The sequence below is a fragment of the Clostridia bacterium genome (assembly GCA_036654455.1).
Lineage (GTDB): Bacteria > Bacillota > Clostridia > Christensenellales > CAG-314 > JAVVRZ01.
In genome coordinates this window covers 708-1095 of sequence record JAVVRZ010000013.1, presented here as the reverse complement: position 1 = coordinate 1095, position 388 = coordinate 708, and positions in this window count along the sequence as shown.

Genomic DNA, 388 nt, shown 5'->3' with positions numbered 1-388 from the left:
GTCAATAGATTCTGCGTTGAGGGTTTGCACTCCCCGCTCTCCCATTTAGAAACTGCCTGCCTTGTAACATCCATCTTTTCAGCAAGAAGCTCCTGAGACATATTCATTTTTTCTCTAAATTGTTTTATGTTCTCTTTAATTGGCATATTAACCCCTCCTATGGTCTCTTTATCATATCATGTTTTAATCCTACTTCAACCAACTATTTGTCAACTTTTGGTTGCACCTATGTTTATTCGTATTTATTTAACTTCATTCTACCAAAAATCAAGTGAAAAGTCAAATTTCTCGCTATACTGAACAAAACTTGTCCGCTTTTTAGATGCAATACATTCGATTCTCCAAATGGTGAGGGTTAGTTAACTAGGGTTTTTGGGGGATATTTTAC